Source organism: Solibacillus sp. FSL K6-1126 (genome assembly GCF_038003445.1).
In the GTDB taxonomy this organism is placed as follows: Bacteria; Bacillota; Bacilli; order Bacillales_A; family Planococcaceae; genus Solibacillus; species Solibacillus silvestris.
This window is the reverse complement of record NZ_JBBOPD010000001.1, coordinates 1,813,347-1,831,629: the sequence shown is the minus strand read 5'-3', so window position 1 is coordinate 1,831,629 and position 18,283 is coordinate 1,813,347. Positions and strand designations below refer to the sequence as shown.

Sequence of the window (18,283 nt, the reverse complement as noted above, 5' to 3'; positions counted from 1 at the left end):
GATAGGAAATGCTAAAAATAGTACGGGAAACATAGTAAAATATTGTAGGTTCCGGGGGGGTGGTCGAAACGAACCAATGACAGTTGTTTCGTACTTGCAGTAGCTACTACCATTCCATTTTTTCGATTAAAATGTTTTTCAATGAAAACGAGCGATGGATACGCTACACTAAGTTAGACAGAATAATCGAAGCAGTTAGATTGTTCATTCATTATATAAAAGGAGATACATAGGATGGGAATTTCACAAGATTGGAAAACCGGTGCAGATGGTCAAAAGTTTGTTGTTTCCTTTAGCGGAGGGAAAGATAGTACACTCGCTTTATACGAGGCCATGAAGACCGGGAAAGCTGTAGGTTTAATTATCGTACTCGAAGAATATGGGACACGATCTCACTCTCATGGAATGACCGTCGATTTCATAAAAGCACAAGCAGCGTCTATTGGCTTACCAATTTATTTAGCAGCAGCAAGCTGGGAAAACTATGAAGCAACGTTTATTGATATGCTGCACAAAATGAAAACATTAGGAGCAGAAGCACTTGTTACAGGCGATCTCGATATGCCAGAGCATGGCTGCTGGCATGAAAAAGTGACAAACATTGCAAACTTAACGCTCGGAATGCCTTTATGGCAAGCGGATCATACAGAAATTGTGGAACGCTTCATTAATTTAGGTTTTAAAACAATCATTACTACGGTTAACTTAACACTCGGTATGTGTGAAGATGATTTAGGGAAAGTATTAACTTATGAATATGTGCAGGAACTAAAATCTCGGGGCATTGATCCTTGTGGTGAGGGTGGCGAGTTTCATACAACTGTTATTGATGGACCCATTTTTAAACAGCCGATCTCCTTTAGGCCGCTTGAAATTATTCGAGAAAACAACTATGCGTTTTTACTGCTCCAATTAATTTATACAAATGATTGAGTAATGGCTCCTTGCAAGTTATAATATTGCAGGCACATTAAAATACCAAATAGCTGTTGGCGTTATCCAACTCCATAGGCACTCGATAAAATGGTTCCTCTTTGAAACAATATCGACTATGGCAAATTTCAGTTACAAACGGTGGAGTGAAATATGAAAAAATTTACAACTGATTTTATTATAATAATGGTTGGGGCATTTCTTTTTGCACTTGCTATCAACTTATTCGTTATTCCAAACGATTTAGGTGAAGGCGGTGTAACAGGTGTCACGATTATTCTTTATTATGTAATGGGATGGTCTCCTAGTCTTGTCAGCTTTGCTATCAATGCTGTCCTTTTAATAATCGGCTATCGATTTCTCAATAGGCAAACAACCATTTATACGATTATCGCCATAATCTTCAATTCAATTTTCTTATATTTAACTGAATCTTGGTCTATTCAATCAGATGAAATTATAATTAATGCCATTTTTGGTGGGGTTTTTGTTGGTATTGGGATTGGCTTAATTATCCGCGTCGGTGGTACTACTGCCGGCACAACCATCCTAGCGAGAATAGCAAATAAATTCCTAGGCTGGAATATTAGCTACGCGCTACTCTTTTTCGATTTAATCGTCGCATTCTCATCTTATTTCATTATCGGCGCAGAAGCACTTATGCTCACGATTTTGATGCTTTACATCGGTACAAAGGTGATGGAATTTGTAATTGAAGGGGTGAATCCTCAAAAAGCGGTGACAATCATTTCGAAAAATCCGAATGCCATCGCAGATCAAGTAAGCTATAAAATGAACCGTGGTATAACAGTTCTTTCCGGGCACGGCTATTATACGAAGGAACAAAAGGAAATCCTCTATATCGTTATTAGCAGACAAGAAGTGATTAAGCTAAAAAATATCGTAAAAGAAGCAGATTCGGATGCCTTTATTGCAGTCCATGATGTACGGGATGTGTTTGGAAAAGGCTTTATTGAGCTATCCAAGTCTTAATACGATAAGGTTATTGGTCCCCGCCTAATTGCAAATATAAACCAAAGTAGGGGCTGTCCAAAAAGTCGAAACTTTTTGGACAGTGCAAGCCTCGTGTAGTAATGTCCGCTTTAGACGGTGCTTCTGCGGTAGTTGGAACAAATTCTTACCATCTTCGGCGCAAAGGGAGTGTCCCAGAAATAATTCTCGGACACTCCCTTTTCTTATGGATTCTTATTAATACAGTTCGTCTTCGTCTTCCATGCAATGACCAGTGGCTATTTTTTGCTTTTCCGGCATCCATGAAAACGATCAGAAAAAAATAAAAATCGTTGGACTTATTGAAATAAAAAAAGTGTCAAAATCCTTCTCTATCGCACTCAGCATTTCCTATAATAATGAATCCCATCCCGCACCTCAATCTCGACCATACCTTGCTCGACCAGGTAATCAAACTGCCCTAATGTTTCCGATAGTGTCAATCCTAACTGCTGCTGATAAATGCGTTCGAATAATTGAGTTGTCATTTCAAAGTTAGTTTGCGGTGTCTTAAGCAGACCGTATACTTTTAATGCGCGTTGTCTCTGTTTTTCCAACCGTTCATCAATGAGTGGTTCGATATTTGTCAGTTCTCCGCCATGACCAGCATACACTTTGGAGATCTCTAGATTTTTCAGACGTTTAAGTGATTCATTATATTGCAGCAATGATTTAGGACGTTCCATCGATAAATCAAGCGGTGGCTCGACTAATGGATTCGAAGATGTGCGTTCCAGTAGTAAATCACCGCCGATACATTCCCGAGTAGTCTCGTTGACAAAAATCAGATGGCTTTGTGCATGACCGGGTGTTTCATATACTTTCAAACCAGGATGACCTGGCACTTCATCGCCCTCTTTTAAATAGCCAGTCAATGGAATTGTACCGAATAACTCAATTTCCCCTTTAACATGTAAAATCCGGTTCACATATTTTTCAGGCACGCCTTGCTCAATTAAAAGCTTTTTGAAAAATCGCTCATGATATTGCAGAAATTCCGGCTCTTTTTTCATCCAGTAATCAACATATTGATGCCCTAACACTTCCGCGCCGGGAAATGCATCGATCCAACCGGCATGGTCCGGATGATGATGTGTCAGCACGACTTGTTCCACGTCTTTCAAGTCATAACCTGCACTGTGTAAACCCCATTTGATTGCTTCATATGCTTCTTCCGTTTTCGGACCTGCGTCGAATAATGTCAGTGCATCCCCCTTTACTAGAAAAGCATTTACATCTCCCACTGCATATGGTGTCGGTATAACAATTTTATGTACTTCCATATTTTAATCCCCTTTGAATAGCTCGTAATGAATGACTATTCATTTATTTTAACTCTTTTTTCTTCATTCGTCACGTCAAAGGTTGACAGTTTTTCAATACAGCACTATAATTTTGGATAATTCAAAATTTACAGGCAATGAAAAAGCCAAGTAGATTATTTTAAGGTTATAGAGAGTGCCGTCTTTGCTGAAATCGGCATAACCCGCTGGAATAATTGAACCTCCTTTTGAGCCGTTATGACAACATAACCGTACCCTTTGCGATAAAAAGGCTGAAGCTGCACACTTTATGTGTGAATAAAGGTGGTACCGCGGAGATCAATGCATTTTCGTCCTTACTTAATTGTAGGGATGGAAATGCTTTTTTATGTTCCTTAAAGGATCGGATTTAAAAATCGGAGGGATACTTTATGCAAAAAATTATTTTTATTGGCGCAGGCTCGATGGCAGAAGCACTCATTCATGGATGGATTAAAAAGAATGTCATCAACCCGCATGCCCTGTTTATATCCAATCGGTCGAATAAAGAACGTCTAAACGAACTGGTGGAAAGCTATGATGTCAACCTATTGGAGGACCATACACACTTGCGGGATGCAGACCTCGTTATTTTAGCAATGAAACCGAAAGATGCGCGTGCTGCTATGGAAGTCATCGCACCTCATCTAAGTGCTGATACCGCAATTTTATCGGTACTGGCTGGTGTCAGCATTGATACGATTGAACAGCATCTCGGCAGCCGCCCAATCGCTCGTGTAATGCCGAACACCTCTGCAACAATCGGCATGTCTGCATCCGGCATTGCGTTCAATAACCATGTAACAGACGTGAAGCGTGCGCTTTATATTCAAATGTTAGAAGCGATTGGCATTGTCATCGAAGTGGAGGAAGAAAAGCTTCATGCAGTTACAGCGCTCTCTGGAAGTGGTCCTGCCTATTTATACTATTTGGTTGAAGCATTTGAACGGGCTGGTGCTGAGTTTGGTCTATCAAAGGAAATTGTACGGGAACTGATGGTACAGACGATTGCTGGTTCCGCGGAAATGCTGAAATCCGGTAATTTGGAACCTTCCCTACTGCGCAAAAAAGTAACAAGTCCAGGAGGAACGACAGAAGCCGGAATTAAAGCCCTTGAATCGATGTCCTTTAACGAAGCGATTGTAAACTGTGTTCGAAGTGCCGAAAACCGTTCAAGGGAACTGGCGCGTGAGGAATAAAAAAACACCTACTAATAATTCGAATATAGGGTGAAAAGTATAATAAAAAAAAACAGTACTTATATTTAGGGGATTTAATTTTTGTTGTATATAACAAAAATTTTTAATAAAACTAAAAAACATCCATTAAATCTTTATTGAGATAATGGATGTTTTTTAAAATTTTGGTCTTTACTTTACTTAAATCACTTTTCTTAAAGATTGTGGCTATGAGCGCGATTGTTGAATATCGTTTTCTGTGTTTCCAAACTTTTATTAGGTAACGTATTTAAAAACTTTATACACCCTTGTGGTATATAAACAAAAGTTAGTTGGTTTGAGTGTTTGATACTCTAAATATCTTTTGAGATAGAGAATAAGCAACTGTGGCTGTTAACAATGCCAATAGTAATGGATTTGAGGCACTTCCAAATGATATTTCTCGATTTAAATCATTTGCAATTGAAGGGAGATTTGGAGTGTGAAAAGCTGTAAGTATCAAACCCGATAATATTTGAAATGCTAGAAATAATATTATGAAACTAATTATAAATACAGAAAACTTCTTCAAAATTTTTCACCTCCTTCGAAACTATTATTACATTTACGGATTAGAATTCAAAAAGTTTCGATAATTCCAAGCAAATATAACATAATCGTTCCAAAAGCGGCGTTTGGGAACCTTCTTAAAAGAATGTTATTCAACAATATGGCACTTTAGCTGAAGAAGGCACATGTCTTTTCAAGAATTGCACCCGATGGTTGAATATTGAAAGAATGATAACCAACCTTCACTCATCCTTCTCTATAATTTATTTCGCATCAGAATTGAATCGTATTAACGTTAAAAATGAGAACAATGGGAAAATCAAATATATAGACATAAAACCACCAAGAGTAAAGAACCAAAGATCAATGCACCACACCAAAAATAAACCGATAACATTTGTTAGAACAAAAAAAGTATTTTGTTTTTTTATTCTATTAGTTAAATAAATATCAATAGGGACTACAAAGATAATAGTAAATAAATAGATTCCTAAATAGAGCAGTACAGCAAGCTGTATTTTCTCAGCTGTCGAAGGAGGCATTATTTCGGATCGGAATACTCCTTCGATAAATACGATGCTTAATGTGGTAACTAATGCTACTATTATCGGGGCAATTAGCATCTTTGCAATAGAAATCTTTCTCATTCAAGTCACCTCTTTTTGTTATTATAATCCAGTCTTTAAGATGACAGCTAATCTTAATTTCTTTAGAGACATTGTTCAACAATGTGGCCCTATAACGGAAAAACGCGATTTTCTAATTGAAGAATCGCACCCAATTGTTGCATAATGGCCCGTCATATTCGTAGGTTTTACTACCTTACATACAAAGAAGTTCCCAAATACGATTTTGAAGACTTAATTAAGGCTATGAAACAACGGTTTGGGAAGGTTATACTTCAACTAACGAGCCAATTTAGTTGAATAAAAAGGGATAAAATATATATGTAAAATCTAACATTGGACGTGATTAAAACGGATAATAGATTACTGGAAATTTATGAAGAATGGCAAGAAAAATTAGAAAAAGACGAGTGGTATTTCAGTAATTCTTTTGAATCAATTACTAAGGGAATGACTTCTGAAGAAGCATATAATTATTTACCAAAAGTCATTGAGTTGTTATTTAAGTTGGACGAAGACTATTTGATATGGGAAGCTCTTTACTTTTTAATTAAACTGTATAGTATTGCAAATACCACTCAGATTCACCCATTTTTTGAAAAGAATTGGTCTGAGTTAACAAATCATATCAAGAAATTTAATGATTCTTATGCTACTCCATTTAAAGTGCTTAAAAATCACCTTAGAATAACAAATTGAAATTATACCTTTTGCCACTAACGAGTGCTTAATGGCACAAGCATTTTGAAATGTGCAAAACCCCGCTTTATTAGCTTTTTTATTTATAATAGTATCTTAGATTAACTTAACTATTAAGAAGGTGTTAAATTGAGAAATTATTTTAAGTCCTACGCTTTAGGTATATTATTTGGCTTGCTATTCTTTTTGCCAGGACTTTCAGATTTTAATTGGTCATTACAAAAACATTGGATTGCAATGCTTATTTTTGCCCCAGCTTTAGCATATATATTTGTTCTATATACAAATTTTATAACCAAGCCTATTAAAGAGAATTGGTTGTATTTGTTAACTTTCATATTAGGCTTAGTATTATGTGTGGTTGCTTTATTTTCTTTATAAAGTGTTCTTTAATATTTTTTGGATATTTATAAATTTCAAAAATAAATAACGTTCTCAAATTAAAGTTTTGGAATACACCAAAATACGGGAAACGTTGATTTAATAACGTTCTTCGCTTTTCTTATGGAACAATGTTTATACGTGATTTTATACAAGTCAATGAAACGTTACTTAAGCTACTTTTATTATTGCTGTGCATGATCTTTAATTTGTATAAAAACTTGTATAGCCATTCTTTTATCGGTATAAATCTGCATCTTCTCTAACACTCCCCCAAGAAAAATGCTGCTTCACAATATGGCCCTATAACGGAAAAACGCGATCTTCTTATTGAAGAATCGCGCCCGATTATAGAATAAGAATATTAAGTAGTTAAACGAAAAGATAAATGTTTTCCCTGCAATTCCCACCCACTAAATGTTTCAAGGAATTTTTCATGTAGTTCTTTATCTGCGCTTATTATTTCACACCCTCTATCATCGTATAAATGAAAAATACAATTAGTATTAACATTTATTAAAAAAACATCAGGTGCATAATAGCTATGTGCTTTTCTTAACCGAGGTTGTAGAGGATGGAAATCCTCATGAATTAATGTTTTCAAAAGCTGTTCTATCTTCAAATCAGAAGCTTTACAGAACAATGTCATTTGCTGAATAAGTAAATTATCTTCATCGAACTGCCATTGGAACTCATGTAAGTGCAAGAAATACTTTAATTTTTGTTCTTTTACATATCGTTTGAAAAAGTTAGGATAAACTACTTTGTTTGTTTCATGGGGGTATGAATTTACCACCACTAAGACGTCATCCATTTTCTTGAAAAGTATTGGAACAATTGCAGATACCTGTTCATAAATCGTATTAAACCTTTTCATGTTAAGGCGGTTATTGTCACCAAACTGATAAATGTCATTTCCTAATTCTAGATGTATACCGATATTCCATTGATGATAAAAATCTGGTGTTATAGAAAGGCCATTAAAATGTTTTTCCATAATTTCTTGTAGTTTCATAAATATCCATTTTCAGCTCCATTATATTTTTGTTTTAAATAATTTAGTTATCATTGAATTTTAACATAAATATCAAGCTTACTTTTTAAATCCTATTCCAGAAAATGGCCTTGAAAAACTCGATTTTCTTATTGAAGAATCGCGCCTTATTGTTGAATAGTATAGGATATATCTCTTTCGAATCTTAATATTTATTAAAATGATCTTTCAAACCAAACACATTTACATCATTAAAAATGTAGTACTTTTTTTATAGTTTTATTATAAATATTTAACCCTAGATAAGTTAAACTAGTGGGTACCTTTTCCTGGGAAATACTTCAATATCTCACCTTGACATATCGAAAATTCTAGATATATAATTACACGCATGGAACCTATTGATGTATTCAAAGCATTATCGAATGAAACAAGACTCAATATCTTAGAGTGGTTAAAGGAACCCGAGAAACATTTCCCAAAACAAGGCGCTCACCTACCGAAGGAGGTAAGTTACAAGGGTGGAGTATGTGTTGGGGATATTCAGGAAAAGGCCAAAATTTCTCAATCTACTGTTTCTAGCTACTTAAATATGATGCAAAAAGCTGGTTTACTTGAGTCGATTCGCCATGGACAATGGACATACTACAGACGTAATGAAGAATTTATTCAACAGTTAGCTGAATACTTTAAAACAGATATCTAATATTATTGATTTCTGTTTTTTTATCAATACTTATATCGATATTTCTAGATATACAATTATACCGAAAAGAGGATTTCATCTATGCGCTTTATATTTTATCTATTTGCTTTTTTAGCTGGAGCAGCACTTAGCTTTGAAGGCGCAATTTACGCTGAACTAGGAAAAACGATCGGACAAATAGAAACAAGCTTTTATAACTTCTTTATGGGCTCAATCATCATGGGGCTTTTGTGGCTCTTTTTTGGAAAAGGCAGGATTTCCTATACTTTGGAGGCACCTAAATGGGCATTGCTTGGAGGGCTCTTAGGTGTTGTTTATTTAACTTCCATCGTTGTAAGTGTCCCGTTCGTCGGAGTAGGCATAACAATGGTTGCTGTCATCATCGGGCAATTGGTGATGAGTATGACGATCGAGCATTTCGGGTGGTTAGGTAGTAAGAAAAATAAGATTAATAAAGAAAAAATATATGCAGTTATTTCAATGATCATCGCACTTATATTAATAAATTAGGAGGTATGGCCATGGGATTATTTATGATTCTATTCACGTTGATTGGCGGTATCACATTAAGCGCACAATCATCTATCAATGGTACATTTAGTCAAAAAGCCGGAACAATTGAAACAACATTTTTAACCTTTCTCACTGGGACAATGTTTTTGACCATATTTATTTTATTTTTTGGTAGCGGGAATCTACTTGGAATTTTAGAGGCACCAAAATGGCAATTAAGTGCGGCATTTTTAGGTACTATGTATTTACTTTTGACAGTTATGGCAGTACCACGAATTGGAGTTATCGCAACCAGTATTGCTGGTATAGCTGGGCAACTAGTAATTGGAGTGATTATTGATCATTTTGGGTGGTTCAATAGTTTAGTCATAGAATTAGATATAAAACGAATATTCGCCTTACTCTTTATGTTTATTTCCCTATATTTTATCTATAAAGGTAATAAACGCACTAGCGAAGATACGGCTGCATAAGAGAGTAAAATCTTCTCTATAAATAAACAATTTGAGGCAATCTTCATCTTATGAAGATTGCCTTTATAATTAACATTAATTATTTTTGAATTTGAATTTAAAAAATACTGTAAAATTTTTTAATTATAGTTACTAAAATGGCAAGAAAAAATACAATAAGGCTATTTATTAGTAAATAGCCGGCAAGATTTAACCCGTAGAATATAGCAAAGGCATCATTAATAAATAATGTTAATGCAATTCCTAGTCCGCCAAATACACCTGCCAGCAGTAATATTATTAATGCAGCAGAGTACAGATTTTTCTCTTTTTTGAAGACTATAAATCCAATAACATTTGCAATAATGATTAAAAAAATCATTAGTATGATGAAATAATTACCCATTAAACTCCCCTCCATATACATACTTTACCAGTTTAACTGAAAACTTGTTAAGAATTTCCCATAATGAAATCAATCTGAATTCTAGTGCTTCTCTAAGGCAAAATATTCTAAGCATTAAGTTTGTATAAACTTCTATAAGGAATAGCAAGTTCAAAATACAAAGGATATAATAGCAGTAAAAAAGGAGATGATTACTTATGGATTACGAATTAGAGTTAACGAACATTATAAAAACAGACCAATTTTTGATGTCAATTTTAAAAACCGTGCAAGAATTACAATTAAATGATTGCTGGGTCGCAGCGGGTGTTATTCGAAATAAAGTTTGGGATTACTTACATAATGTACAAACAGAAATAAATGATATTGATGTAATATATTTTGACGAGTTGAATAGTTCAATCGAGTCTGAAAAAGCATTAGAATCCAAGTTGCAAAAGAGTATGCCTCATCTACCCTGGTCTGTAAAAAACCAGGCCAGAATGCATTTTAAAAACAGATTCCCTCCCTATTCATCATCATTTGAAGGTGTTGCTCATTTTCCTGAAACACCTACAGCAGTAGCCGTTCGTTTAAATAACAATCAAATAGAAATCTTAGCTCCTTATGGTTTAAATGATTTATTTGTAGGTCTAGTTAGACCTACGCCTCTATTTAATCAAGACTCCAAATTACATCCTATTTATTCAAATCGATTACAAAGTAAAAATTGGGGTTCTATTTGGAATACATTAAAAATTGATTCGGAATAAAGCGTCATTTGGCGGCCTTCAAAAAAAGAATCCGTAAGTAATCTGAACATACCAATAGCAAAACAACTAAGCTACATACAAGCGTCATATCGATACGAGCGCTGATCCTTTTGATAGAATCGAGCCCGATGATCAATTTTATTTTTATTCTTTTCATGACGTTCACCTATCTAAAAAACAAAAATATCACTAAAAATTTTGTCAATCATTTCTTGATATAATTCCATTCACCTTCTCTCATATTAAGGAGCGAGGAGATGATGACATTGTCAAAATTTGATGATAAGAAAAATAAAAAAAGCAATCAGACCAGTAATGATCAATCGAAGCTAGATACTTTTTACGAAATCGCGAAAGAATTTTCACCCATTCTTTCAACCGATGCTAAATCCAAAATCGAAGAAATTGCAAAAGAGTTCCTCCCTGCAAATGATCAAACAAATCGAATGTCCAATGCGGTTGCTTCAAAAAAATCACAACCAAAAAGCCAGGAAGAAATCGCGAAAGAGTTCCTCCCTGCAAATGATCAAGCTAACCGAATGTCCAATGCGGTTGCTTCAAAAAAATCACAACCAAAAAGCCAGGAAGAAATCGCGAAAGAGTTCCTTCCTGCAAATGATCAAGCTAACCGAATGTCCAATGCATTTGCTTCAATGAAATCACAACCGAAAAGCCAGGAAGAAATTGCGAAAGAATTCCTCCCTACAAATGATCAAACAAATCGGATGTCCAATGCGTTTGCTCCGATGAAATCACAACAGAAGAGCCTAGAAGAGATTGCAAAGGAATTCCTCCCTGCAAACGATCAAACAAATCGAATGTCCAATGCGTTTGCTCCGATGAAATCACAACAGAAGAGCCTAGAAGAGATTGCAAAGGAATTCCTCCCTACTAAAGACAAAACATTTAAGCATGATAATGGTACGAATTTTGATAAGTAGAATACCTAAGTCTTGATAAATTTATTAGCAAAGCCTGTGAGATTTTTTCACGGGCTTCTTCACTTTAGATTAAAAAAATTTTAAAACTCAACCTTTTTTCAATAAAGATGGTATGGAACCCCTCTCTTCGGCTAAATGAATAATTGCTAAGAAAAAATGGCTATAAAAGTCAGCAAACAGATTCTATCTAGAAAAGTAGGATTTCCCTCATAATAAACCTCGATTATTTCAAATTACTCTTTTTCCTCCTTTTTGTTCTCCTTCTCCTTTTCCTTGTCTTTCTTCTCTTTATCCATCTCTTTCTTCTCTTTTTCTTTCTCTTTCTTCTCCTTATCCTTATCCTTCTCTTTCTTCTCCTTCTCTTTCTTCTCCTTCTTCTCTTTTTTCTCTATCTCTTTTTCTTTCTTCCTCTGCTCTTCCTCTTTCTTTTCCTGTTCTTTTAGCTGTTTGGCTAGTAGAGGTAAGTTAAATTCTTTTTGGTTAAATTCCGTCATAGATTCAGCCAAAACGGCTTTGAAAATCTTTGTAACAGTAGATCCGCCAGTTCCCATCAAATAATGATTTTCATCTGTTTGATCATATCCCATCCAAACTGCCCCAACAATTTCTGGCGTATATCCTACAAACCAATGATCCTTCGCGCCCCCTGAATTCGCAAAAGGAAGCTCGGTCGTGCCCGTTTTACCGGCTACTTCCCATCCTTCCACTTGAGCATTCTTTGCTGAACCTTCTTCAACAACGCCCTTAAGCATATATGTTATTTCTTGAGCGACTAGGGGCTTCGTAACGCTCGTCTCATTATAATGCCACTTAGCAATGACCTCACCATCTGCATCTTCAATTTTTTGTATAGAGTGTGCTTCTACCATTACACCATCATTAGGAAATGTGGAATATGCCTGAGCCATAGATAAAGGAGATATGCCTTCACTCATACCACCAAGTGCTAAACCTAAATTATGATCCTCTTCTTTTAGTTTAATACCAAAACGCTCAACAGCATTTATACCGTATTTCAGTCCCATTTTATTTAATAACCATACCGGTGGGATGTTGTATGAATTCACCAATGCTTCATACATCGTTACTTCACCATGGAATCGTTTGTCATAGTTCATAGGTTGATACCCGTCAATATTAATAGGTGAATCTTGTAACTTATCATAGATTTCATATCCTTGCTCCAAAGCAGGAGTATACGCCGCCAATGGTTTCATAGTTGACGCAGGCTGACGTTTTAATTGAGTAGCTCGATTAAATCCTCTAAAAGTATGTTCCCCTCTACCTCCAATTAGTGCAGTGATTCCTCCGGTTGAGGGATTGATGAAGATTGCTCCACTTTGGATTAACTGGTCCGATTGCCCTTCAGGAAACATTTCATTATCTTTATATACCTGTTCAACTGCATTTTGTATTGCAGGATTAAGTTCTGTATAAATATGAAGTCCTCCCGAAAGTACCTCATTTTCTGTAAGCCCGTATTGTTCGATCGCTTCTTCAATAATATGGTCTACATAATAAGGATATTTCCCCTTATAATCATCCATCTTTTTGCCCTCTAATACAATAGGTTGTTCTTTTGCTTTTTTCGCATCGTTTTGAGTTATGTAACCTTCCTTTTCCATTAATGCTAGAACAAGGTCTCTCCGTTGAACTGATTTATTCATATCTTTTAATGGTGACAAAACTGACGGCGCTTTAATCAACCCCGCAAGCATAGCCGACTCACCTAATGTTAATTCACTAACATCTTTGCCGAAGTACGTTTCGGAAGCACGCTGTATGCCCCATGCGCCTTCACCAAAGTAAATCTGGTTTAAGTACCGTTCCATTATTTCGTCTTTATCGTATGTTCGTTCAATTTTCTTCGTCAATATGAGTTCTTTTAACTTTCTCGTATATGTACGTTCTTGTGTTAGAAAGACATTTTTAGCTAACTGCTGTGTAATCGTACTGCCTCCAGCCACTATTTCTCCACTCATCATGTTTTGAGTCAATGCCCGAACAATCCCTATCATATTAATTCCACCATGCTTGTAAAACTTCTGGTCTTCCGTTGCAATTACAGCATGAATAAGATGTTCCGGAATCTGTCCTATACTGACCCCATCTATTTTAGAACCCGTAACCTTACTGGCTATATCTCCATTTTGATCATAAATAATCGTTGGCTGCGGAGTGGGTTCTTCTAGTTTACTGACATCGCTTGCCCAAACAAAAATATTAAATATGAGGAAACAGCATAATAAAAATACTGAACCCACTGCTATAACCTTCACCATTATTTTTTTATCTTTAACCTTACTCCATATCTTCCCGGTTAATTTTTGTTGCTTTCTTCTTTCCGTTCTTCTCACGTTTTATTCCACCTTCTAGTCTGACGAATCAGCTTCTGCATAAAGGTTATTGTTAGATATGAAATATACATAGTCAATAGGGATTTTGTAATCCGCTACTTTATCCTCTCTTAAATTCAATGCACTTCATAACATTTCTCCTACATTTTGTACCCATAAATGAAAATTGAGCGCTAATTCTTGTTTAAGAATCTCGCCCAATTGATGAAAATGCTTCTTAAAGTAAAGCACTCCTGAATTATTTTTCTGATAAAAGGATAAGCTTTATCCTGAGGTTGTTTTAGAGGTTTTTACATTCTTACGTCTTTACTAATTATTTTATTAGTATCGGGATTTATATAGATGCCAATCGGTCCCAGAAATCTGTCTCGAGACGTATTAAATATTACTTTCATGACTTTCATTGGATTATTATCTGGTTGTGTTTCATCATTAACGCTGAGCTGTTCCTCTGTTACTTTTGCATCTTTCCAATTCCCCATAACTGTTTCTTTATCCGTATCGCTCAAACTTGCCCAAGCAATTTCCCGCATTTCCATATTTACTTTCTCTAATTCACTTAAAGAATCTACTGGATCTACCTGTTTTTCATTAATGCACCCTAGAACGATAAAACTTAAAGAAAGAATAAAGAGAAATAAAATCAGATTTTTCATTTGCACCTCACTTATATTTATACACCTAAAACCATTTCTATTCTTGGTGTGAAATTAAGCTTTTATTATTCCCATACTGTTAACCCATTTAAAAACGCTTCAAAATTAGGAGCAAGTTCAATAATCTTTTCTTCTTCAGTATCAATAAAAATTACAGGAGGTTCTGTCATTTTAATTCTATAATCCAAAGCTATCCATGAGTGGCCGTCCCCAGAAATCAATACAACATTATTAGGTAGTTCCCATTCTTGGATCAAATACTCACTTTGCAATATCCCTTTATCCATACCCAATCCAATCCCAATTATGTGCTCAACATTAACATGATCTTCTGCCCAAGAGTTCGGTATATTAGTTGGGTATGCATTAAATTTTATATAACCTCCATTTTGTTGTTTCAAAATATTTATGTAGGAATTAGGCAGCTTTATGTTTAATAATTCTTCTGCTTTTTTTACCATCTCATCTGTTAACCGCTCTAATTTATAATAGTCGTTATCCTCTTGCCAAATACTTTTCATTGTTAATTCCTCCATTGAATACATACCCCCTAATCCTGGAATGAAGTTCCTAAATCGTCCTTTCGCCTTTTGGTTTACTTCTACCGAATAAATACCCTAAAATGATTCCCATTAAAAACATGAAAAACCTTTCTACTGAAAAGTCATCTGTAAAATAACCCCATATTAGCCAACCTGCTATAGACCCCATTATTAAACCCAGTATATTTTTCACTCTCTACCTCCCAAATTTAAAATAGCCATACTATATTTGTAACTCTGCTGATTGTATAACAATAGCAGTGAAACCTTTTTGACTACCACAAACGTGACTTTCTCCTTTTTCCCATAAGACAGCTTCACCCATTTGCAATTTTACCTTCTCGTCGCTTTTCCCCTGAACCCAACCTTCTCCCTCAATCACGATAAACAATTGTGGAACAGGTGCTTCATGACGACCTACTAAACCGTTAGCTTCGACATACATAATTCCGAAATTTGTGGGCGTTTCAGTTTTTATAACATTATTATAGGCAGTGAAAATTGAATTATAATTCAAAACTGGTTTCGCTTTATCTTTCGTAAAATTTAATAGTTGCAAGATATATCCCCCTTAAGAATTTAAATTTGTTATTTCGATAAAACACTATCCAAGAGTACTTTACATTATTTATAATCTCTTTGATTTATTTCTTCTCTTAATTTCTTTATTTCTTCCGTCTGTTCCAGAATATTATTGTTCATTCTTCTAATCAAATCATATATAGCAAAGAGGCCAACGAAAAATAATATAGCGAATAGTATACCCATCAGTTACCTTCTTTCTTTTTTCTTTAGTTTTATATTCTTTAAAATTACATAGGATTATTTGTACAAAATTTTCACCCTAGAAAATAAATAAGCGCTGATTCCAATTACAGAATCGCGCCAAATGAATTTAAATAAATCGATACTTACGGGAGAATTGGGAAATAGCCAAAATAACAGTTGCCCCAACTACCAAATCCCAAATTATATTAAAAGGAATTACAAACATCAGTAAACCAAACAAAACAGCTACTGAAGCGCTAATGATCATTGACTGTGCGCTAGTTAATCTATTTTGTAAGAAAAGATAAATTACTAACGGCAATGCCAAAGTAAAAATTGGAATGTAAATTGTGATAAAAGAAAGCTTAAGTAAAGACAACGACAGTACTGCAATTACAAAACCTATAGATGTAGTAAAGGTTCTTCCTAAAGTTTTTTTTCCTGAAATAGAAGCACACAACATAATAGTTAACACAGCAAATAGTCCGGAAATTGAAACAAATGTATAATCCATCAACAGAGCCGCTACGGAAAGACAAAGTAATGAAATACATGGCAACAGCAAGATTAATGGTTGTTGCTCTTTTTCGATATTCATCACATTAGTAAACCCTACTAGGAATAATAAAGAAAATGGAATCGCTAATAATCCTAATTCAATTTGATTAATATAACTAACTTCTAGATCACCAATCAAAACAATGATTAATGATGCGCTAATTTGCCCAACTATTAACCAAAAGCCTGAAAGATTAAATTTTTGAGTAAGCTTCGTTGTCATTACGATCAAAACCAAACCTACTAACAGCGTTAAATATAACAAACTTTTCCCACCTCATTATGCACTGGAATAGTAAATCCAAATAAGCCTAATATAATCGGTCACCGCCTATATCCTACCATAAAAAACTAATTTTTCAAATACTGCATTTACTTAAAATATTCTCTATATGCATTGATGAAAGCTTCAGGTGAGGATTTCACGATATACGTATATACACCTTGCAGCGTATGTAAATAAAGGATCCCTCCCTGCTTTGCAATTTTTCGGTACGAAAAATCCATTACAATTTTAATCGGAAACTCTCTATTTTGTGTAACGACTTTATCATTGTATAAATAAATGATCCGGTCATGTTCAATTTCAAACTGTTCAGTACTTGTCACGGTTCTTTCTACTTTAATATAAGGATGTTGCGCGATCAAATTCATGTGAACCTCCAAAAGCAAAGACTTATTGATTATATTAGCACAAACAGATTATTTATTTGGTGAAACGGACACACCTTCACTTTATTAAGTAAAAAGGCGAAATTCATCATCATGAATTCCGCCCGATAGTTGGTTTTAAAATTTCTCTACACCAAAATATTCAGTTAAAGGTTGCTGTCTCCCTTTTTCATGCCATTCTTCATATTTGCTAAAGACCTTCATAACGTCGCCTTCGTAGCAGCATTCTACTAAATAATGAACTGCAGCGGAGCTTCTCCAATAATTCAGCATAATCGAAGCTAACGATGTTTGATTATAGCTACCTGCTCCAAAATCATTTAATGAAAAGCCGCCATACTTTGGCATAAATAGTTTAATCAATAAGTTTTCAATTTTTCTTAATTCTGTATATCGATGTTCCGTTAATGTCATTCTTTGAGAGAGATATTCACACATCCCTTCTTCAAACCAAATACTGTTATTGCGCTCATCTTCAAACTCATCAGGAAAGAGTTCAATATGATGTGTTAATTCATGAGCTAAAATACAAAAAACGTCATCGATCGTCAGTGATTGGAAATATTGTTTTATGTACTCAATTTCATCACTTTTCTCTAATTCCTCACCATCAAATAGCGAAAGGTAAAACGCCTTCCATTCACTAACACTTGGCGACATATAAATGGTTTCCCGATTAGTATAGGCTGGGACAGGGACTTGCGAAAATACGGTAGTAGCATTCTTACTGCTCGTCCAAACAATTGTTTTAGGTAACTCTATGAGCTCAAATTGGTTAATTAACAATTCTTTATACATATTCAAATTGTTATTTAATAATTGAATTTCGTCTTTATAGTTTTCAAAATCCTGTATGCTTTCAAAAGCATAAATTTGTTTGATCACTTCTCTTCCCCCCCACTCTCACCTTTTATTATCAGCCTGATTTTTACGATGTAACTCTGAAAGATCTCTAATATATATTAATGAATAGTCATCTCTAATATCGACTTCAAAAAAGTAATAGGTATTCGTAACTTTATCCTTAACTTCTATTTCAAACAACCCCATTCCTCTTCGGAAATTGTTTTCTACTAAAATTATATTTTCCCCATCAATCCCATAGTTAGTTTCCATATAGTCTTCCACATAATTGAATACAACCGCGCTTCGAGATTTAATATTAAAATAATTGAATGCAACAATAACAACTACTATACAAAATATTAGATTAAAGAGAATTATTTTTTTCATGTGCCTTTCCCTTCCGTTACAACAGGACTGCTTTTCTAAATTTAATATTTACCAA

The 18,283-nt window shown here is 34.8% G+C and carries 24 protein-coding genes, 1 pseudogene and 1 other annotated feature; of the genes and pseudogenes, 10 read left to right on the top strand and 15 right to left on the bottom strand.

Features of this window, described 5'->3' with window-relative positions; translation table 11 throughout:
* Nucleotides 1-234 precede the first annotated feature (234 nt).
* Both MHH44_RS08915 and MHH44_RS08910 read left to right on the top strand, forming a co-directional pair.
* Nucleotides 235-933: a Dph6-related ATP pyrophosphatase gene (locus MHH44_RS08915; RefSeq protein ID WP_008407857.1), complete on the top strand. Its 699-nt coding sequence runs from the start codon at nt 235-237 to the stop codon at nt 931-933.
* 153 nt (nt 934-1,086) lie between these two features.
* Nucleotides 1,087-1,926 carry a YitT family protein gene (locus tag MHH44_RS08910; protein WP_339264398.1) on the top strand — a complete coding sequence of 280 codons (840 nt, stop codon included), beginning with the start codon at nt 1,087-1,089 and terminating at the stop codon, nt 1,924-1,926.
* A 359-nt stretch (nt 1,927-2,285) separates the two neighbouring features.
* On the opposite strand, the gene MHH44_RS08905 is transcribed toward MHH44_RS08910, so the two are convergent.
* On the bottom strand, nt 2,286-3,227 hold the full coding sequence (locus tag MHH44_RS08905; RefSeq protein WP_339264397.1) for an MBL fold metallo-hydrolase: 942 nt from the start codon (nt 3,225-3,227) through the stop codon (nt 2,286-2,288).
* 128 nt (nt 3,228-3,355) lie between these two features.
* Nucleotides 3,356-3,567: a binding site (T-box leader), on the top strand.
* Nucleotides 3,568-3,637: 70 nt separating this feature from the next.
* On the opposite strand from MHH44_RS08905, the gene proC reads away from it, so the two are divergent.
* Nucleotides 3,638-4,444: a pyrroline-5-carboxylate reductase gene (gene proC / locus MHH44_RS08900; protein WP_340798348.1), complete on the top strand. Its 807-nt coding sequence runs from the start codon at nt 3,638-3,640 to the stop codon at nt 4,442-4,444.
* A 307-nt stretch (nt 4,445-4,751) separates the two neighbouring features.
* Here proC and MHH44_RS08895 read toward each other — a convergent pair whose 3' ends face one another.
* Nucleotides 4,752-4,994 (bottom strand): hypothetical protein, encoded by a 243-nt coding sequence (locus tag MHH44_RS08895; RefSeq protein ID WP_008407863.1) that lies wholly within the window; start codon nt 4,992-4,994, stop codon nt 4,752-4,754.
* 241 nt (nt 4,995-5,235) lie between these two features.
* Complete coding sequence (locus tag MHH44_RS08890; protein ID WP_340798347.1) at nt 5,236-5,619, bottom strand: pilus assembly protein PilB; 384 nt, start codon at nt 5,617-5,619, stop codon at nt 5,236-5,238.
* 321 nt (nt 5,620-5,940) lie between these two features.
* On the opposite strand from MHH44_RS08890, the gene MHH44_RS08885 reads away from it, so the two are divergent.
* Nucleotides 5,941-6,297, top strand: coding sequence for an ABC transporter (locus MHH44_RS08885; protein WP_340799500.1), 357 nt, complete (start codon nt 5,941-5,943; stop codon nt 6,295-6,297).
* 129 nt (nt 6,298-6,426) lie between these two features.
* Nucleotides 6,427-6,678, top strand: coding sequence for a hypothetical protein (locus MHH44_RS08880; protein ID WP_340798346.1), 252 nt, complete (start codon nt 6,427-6,429; stop codon nt 6,676-6,678).
* 364 nt (nt 6,679-7,042) lie between these two features.
* Here the strand turns inward: MHH44_RS08880 and MHH44_RS08875 are convergent, their stop codons facing one another.
* On the bottom strand, nt 7,043-7,693 hold the full coding sequence (locus MHH44_RS08875; RefSeq protein WP_340798345.1) for a DUF3885 domain-containing protein: 651 nt from the start codon (nt 7,691-7,693) through the stop codon (nt 7,043-7,045).
* A gap of 370 nt (nt 7,694-8,063) precedes the next feature.
* On the opposite strand from MHH44_RS08875, the gene MHH44_RS08870 reads away from it, so the two are divergent.
* From MHH44_RS08870 to MHH44_RS08860, 3 genes are all read left to right on the top strand, one after another.
* Nucleotides 8,064-8,378: an ArsR/SmtB family transcription factor gene (locus tag MHH44_RS08870; RefSeq protein ID WP_008407867.1), complete on the top strand. Its 315-nt coding sequence runs from the start codon at nt 8,064-8,066 to the stop codon at nt 8,376-8,378.
* 81 nt (nt 8,379-8,459) lie between these two features.
* Entirely contained in the window at nt 8,460-8,888 is a 429-nt protein-coding gene (locus tag MHH44_RS08865; RefSeq protein WP_251688254.1) for a DMT family transporter, read from the top strand.
* 11 nt (nt 8,889-8,899) lie between these two features.
* Nucleotides 8,900-9,364, top strand: a complete 465-nt coding sequence (locus tag MHH44_RS08860; RefSeq protein ID WP_340798344.1) for a DMT family transporter — start codon at nt 8,900-8,902, stop codon at nt 9,362-9,364.
* A gap of 97 nt (nt 9,365-9,461) precedes the next feature.
* Here the strand turns inward: MHH44_RS08860 and MHH44_RS08855 are convergent, their stop codons facing one another.
* Nucleotides 9,462-9,749: a 3-isopropylmalate dehydrogenase gene (locus MHH44_RS08855; protein WP_340798343.1), complete on the bottom strand. Its 288-nt coding sequence runs from the start codon at nt 9,747-9,749 to the stop codon at nt 9,462-9,464.
* Between the two features lie 197 nt (nt 9,750-9,946).
* On the opposite strand from MHH44_RS08855, the gene MHH44_RS08850 reads away from it, so the two are divergent.
* Both MHH44_RS08850 and MHH44_RS08845 read left to right on the top strand, forming a co-directional pair.
* Nucleotides 9,947-10,501, top strand: a complete 555-nt coding sequence (locus tag MHH44_RS08850) for a nucleotidyltransferase family protein (protein WP_340798342.1) — start codon at nt 9,947-9,949, stop codon at nt 10,499-10,501.
* A gap of 266 nt (nt 10,502-10,767) precedes the next feature.
* A complete protein-coding gene (locus tag MHH44_RS08845) occupies nt 10,768-11,442 on the top strand; it encodes a cohesin (RefSeq protein ID WP_340798340.1) in 675 nt (224 codons plus the stop codon).
* 90 nt (nt 11,443-11,532) lie between these two features.
* On the opposite strand, the pseudogene MHH44_RS21180 reads toward MHH44_RS08845, so the two are convergent.
* The 10 genes and pseudogenes from MHH44_RS21180 to MHH44_RS08800 form a co-directional block, all read right to left on the bottom strand.
* Nucleotides 11,533-11,612: pseudogene (locus tag MHH44_RS21180) on the bottom strand (DUF2837 domain-containing protein); the annotation flags it as partial.
* Nucleotides 11,613-11,675: 63 nt separating this feature from the next.
* Entirely contained in the window at nt 11,676-13,799 is a 2,124-nt protein-coding gene (locus MHH44_RS08840) for a transglycosylase domain-containing protein (protein WP_340798339.1), read from the bottom strand.
* Between the two features lie 290 nt (nt 13,800-14,089).
* A complete protein-coding gene (locus MHH44_RS08835; protein WP_340798338.1) occupies nt 14,090-14,455 on the bottom strand; it encodes a hypothetical protein in 366 nt (121 codons plus the stop codon).
* A 65-nt stretch (nt 14,456-14,520) separates the two neighbouring features.
* Nucleotides 14,521-14,976 (bottom strand): SMI1/KNR4 family protein, encoded by a 456-nt coding sequence (locus MHH44_RS08830; protein ID WP_340799499.1) that lies wholly within the window; start codon nt 14,974-14,976, stop codon nt 14,521-14,523.
* 49 nt (nt 14,977-15,025) lie between these two features.
* Complete coding sequence (locus MHH44_RS08825) at nt 15,026-15,190, bottom strand: tRNA U-34 5-methylaminomethyl-2-thiouridine biosynthesis protein (protein WP_340798336.1); 165 nt, start codon at nt 15,188-15,190, stop codon at nt 15,026-15,028.
* A 30-nt stretch (nt 15,191-15,220) separates the two neighbouring features.
* The gene (locus MHH44_RS08820; RefSeq protein ID WP_340798334.1) at nt 15,221-15,556 is read right to left on the bottom strand and encodes a cupin domain-containing protein; all 336 of its coding nucleotides are present in this window, start codon (nt 15,554-15,556) and stop codon (nt 15,221-15,223) included.
* A gap of 336 nt (nt 15,557-15,892) precedes the next feature.
* Nucleotides 15,893-16,588, bottom strand: coding sequence for a UDP-N-acetylmuramyl pentapeptide phosphotransferase (locus tag MHH44_RS08815; RefSeq protein ID WP_340798333.1), 696 nt, complete (start codon nt 16,586-16,588; stop codon nt 15,893-15,895).
* 107 nt (nt 16,589-16,695) lie between these two features.
* On the bottom strand, nt 16,696-16,977 hold the full coding sequence (locus MHH44_RS08810) for a hypothetical protein (protein WP_340798332.1): 282 nt from the start codon (nt 16,975-16,977) through the stop codon (nt 16,696-16,698).
* A gap of 135 nt (nt 16,978-17,112) precedes the next feature.
* Complete coding sequence (locus MHH44_RS08805; RefSeq protein WP_340798331.1) at nt 17,113-17,880, bottom strand: hypothetical protein; 768 nt, start codon at nt 17,878-17,880, stop codon at nt 17,113-17,115.
* Between the two features lie 18 nt (nt 17,881-17,898).
* Entirely contained in the window at nt 17,899-18,228 is a 330-nt protein-coding gene (locus tag MHH44_RS08800) for a histidine kinase (RefSeq protein ID WP_340798330.1), read from the bottom strand.
* Between the last annotated feature and the right edge of the window lie 55 nt (nt 18,229-18,283).